This window comes from Streptomyces sp. CO7 (assembly GCF_053474865.1).
The window spans coordinates 344,901-347,686 of record NZ_JBRIOU010000006.1; the positions used below are offsets into that span (position 1 = coordinate 344,901).

General features: G+C 73.3%; 3 protein-coding genes. 1 reads left to right on the forward strand and 2 read right to left on the reverse strand.

Annotation, left to right across the window (positions count from 1 at the left end):
* Both ACOV8S_RS23095 and ACOV8S_RS23100 read right to left on the reverse strand, forming a co-directional pair.
* Nucleotides 1-491 (reverse strand): LLM class flavin-dependent oxidoreductase (locus ACOV8S_RS23095; RefSeq protein ID WP_448319949.1); only part of this gene is annotated, 491 nt, incomplete at its 3' end.
* A gap of 87 nt (nucleotides 492-578) precedes the next feature.
* Nucleotides 579-1,457, reverse strand: coding sequence for an SGNH/GDSL hydrolase family protein (locus ACOV8S_RS23100; protein WP_448319950.1), 879 nt, complete (start codon nucleotides 1,455-1,457; stop codon nucleotides 579-581).
* Nucleotides 1,458-1,648: 191 nt separating this feature from the next.
* Between ACOV8S_RS23100 and ACOV8S_RS23105 the strand changes: the two genes are divergently transcribed.
* Nucleotides 1,649-2,431 carry a hypothetical protein gene (locus tag ACOV8S_RS23105; protein ID WP_448319952.1) on the forward strand — a complete coding sequence of 261 codons (783 nt, stop codon included), beginning with the start codon at nucleotides 1,649-1,651 and terminating at the stop codon, nucleotides 2,429-2,431.
* The last annotated feature ends 355 nt before the right edge of the window (nucleotides 2,432-2,786 follow it).

Below are 2,786 nucleotides of genomic sequence, written 5' to 3' on the forward strand. Positions count from 1 at the left end.
CCCCACCCCCCGAAGCCGGTCCGCTGCACGGGCCGCAGCACGGGCATGCCGTAGGCCTCGCGCATGCCCTGCTGCTGCGCGAAAGCGTCGGCGGCGAAGCGGCGGCCGAGTTCCGTGACGGTCTCCTCCAGCCGTTCGGCACGCTCGGAGAAGCCCTGCCAGGCGATGCCCGCCTCGTCGAACTCGAACTTCATGTGCCCCGAGCCGAGACCCACCTCCAGACGGCCGCCGGTCAGGACGTCGGTGGTGGCGACGTCCCGGGCGAGCAGGGCGGGGTTCCAGAAGGGCGCGTTGAGCACCAGGGTGCCGACCCGGAGGCGTTCGGTCGCCTGCGCGGCCGCCGCGAGCACCGGGAACGGCGACGGCATGCCGAGGTGGTCGGCCGCGAACAGGACGTCGTAGCCGTGGCGTTCGACCCCACGGCACAGCTCGGCGAACTCGCCGGGAGCGGGAAGGCCGAGGACGTTGACGGAGAACCTGAAGTCACCCATGCCCCCGAACCTGGCCGCGGCGGACGGGCCGCAAACACCGCCCGCGCGGGTCCCGGCCGTCTCCGGCCGGAACCCGCGTGGCCAAGGTCAGCGCCCGCGGCCCGGTTCCGCCAGCTTCGCCAGCAGCGCGTCCGCCATCGCCTGCTCGCCGGCCGCGTTGGGGTGGAACGGGGCGGCCGGGGAGGCCGGCACCAGCGGCTCCGTCCAGCGCTCGGCGGGCGGCCGGCAGGCGTCGTGGCCGATCGCCGGGGTGTAGGTGTCGACGTAGCGGGCGCGCCCGTCCTCCGCGACCTCGCGCAGCATGGCGTTGAGCCGCTTGGCGGTGGCACGCATGTACGGCACGTCGCCGGCCGCCGCCGTCACCACCGGCCAGCAGCCGGAGCCGCTTTCCGGCAGGATCGGCGGGTAGCCCAGGACGTACACCCGGGCCCGCGGCGAGCGTGCGTGGACGGCGTCCAGCACCTTCTCCACCAGGGGCGCGGCCGCCGCGATGCGGTCGGCGAGGACGTCCCTCCCGCCGCCGGTCCAGTAGGCCGTGCAGGGCGCGCCGGCCGGGTCGGTCGCGCCGAGACGTCCGCAGGTGTTCATGATCTCGCCGAAGCCGATGTCGTTGCCGCCGATCTGCAGGGTGACCAGCGTGGTGTCCTTGGAGACGGCGGTCAGCTGGGGCGGGTTGCTCTTCTGCGGCCGCCACATCTCAGCGGTGGTCGCGCCCCCGCAGCTGACGTCCTTGAACGAGGCGACGTCCAGCGCCCGCGCGGTCAGCGACGGGTAGTTGCGGTCGGAGCGGGCGCAGTCGGCGTCCGTCTGCCGGGGGATGCCCGGCCCGGAGGTGTACGAGTCCCCGAGCGCCACGTACCTCTCGGCGGGCGTCGCCGGGCTGGGCGCCGCTCCCGCGCCGACCATCAACGCCGCCGCGCCCAGCGCGGCCAGCCCGGAGAGTGTCCTTCGGCGGCTCTTCCCCATACGACTCCCCAACCCCTTCGTTGCGCCGGCTTCGTTGCCGTCCGGCAGACTCGACGGAAGGGCGGTCGGTGTCAATGCCGGCGTTCGAAATTCTGTTTGACACCGTGTCAACGAGGCTTGGAGACTTCGACCCGTTCATGGGCGCACGACGGAACGACCACGGTTCTCCGTGCCGGGATCACCAGAAAGACATGATGTTGAAGAAGATCACCCGCCTGCACGCGGGCGCGGCCCTGCTTTCCGCCCTCTCCCTCGCGCTGGTGACCGGCTGCTCGGAGGGCGGTTCCGCCGGGAAGTCCGACAGCGACGCCGCCGGCGACTCCAAGCCCGCCGCCAAGCCGCTGACGGAGGCCGAGCTCAAGGCCCTGCACCTCACGAACGACGAGGTCGAGAAGGGGTTCAAGGTCAAGAAGGCGCCGGCGTCCCCCGGTGACCGCGAGGACGTCAAGAGCACGGATCCCCAGTGCCTCGCCATCGCCCAGACGGTGTCCGGCTTCGCCCCGGGCTCGCCCGCGGCCGAGACGCTCAGCAACGTCGTGGAGGACAAGCAGGCTCCGGAGTCCATGGAGGGCATGGAGCCGGAGGAGTGGAAGGATGCCTTCGACGACTCCATGGACATCGACATGGTGATCGTCTCGCTCGCCTCCTACGAGGGCGAGGGCGCCGAGGAGGGCGTGGCCGCGGCCTCCGCCTCGGCGAAGGACTGCGCGGGCGGCTTCGAGATGACCTTCGACGGGCCGCAGAAGGTCACCAAGGTGGCCGACGAGAAGGCGTCGGGCAAGGGCGACGAGTCCGTCGCCTACGCGGTGACCGTCTCGTCGGAGGAGGGCGCGGCCACCGTGCACGTCGAGGTGGTCCGCAAGGGCAACGTGGTCGCCACGTTCTACGGGTCCAACCTCGCGCGCCTCGTCGACAACAAGCCGTACGACATCCCCTCCCACGTCATCGACGCCCAGGCCGCGAAGCTCGCCTGACCTGCACGGGCCGCGGCCCGGGTGGCCTTCGCGGGGCGGCCGCGTGCGGTCCGACGCGGGCTGCGGCCCCGCCGCGGGCTGCGGCTTGGAGCAGCCTGCGGCTTGAGGCGGCTTGCACGGGGCGGCCCGGACTGCGGGCCCAGCCCGGACTGCGGGCCCGGCGCGGACTGCGGCTTGGAGCGGCCTGCGGGCCCGGCGCGAGCTGCGACCTAGGTCGGCCTTCACGGGGCGGCACGGACTGCGGCCCCGGGGCGGGCTGCGGCTTGGAGCAGCCTGCGGCTTGAGGCGGCCTTCACGGGGCGGTCCGGGCGCGGGGTGCGGCTTGGGGCCCACGCGGGCGGCGGGTGCCGAGGAC

Coding starts and splice junctions, on each gene's coding strand:
- ACOV8S_RS23100 (WP_448319950.1), bottom strand. CDS start 1,457: ATGGGGAAGAGCCGCCGAAGGACACTCTCCGGGCTGGCCGCGCTGGGC.
- ACOV8S_RS23105 (WP_448319952.1), top strand. CDS start 1,649: ATGATGTTGAAGAAGATCACCCGCCTGCACGCGGGCGCGGCCCTGCTT.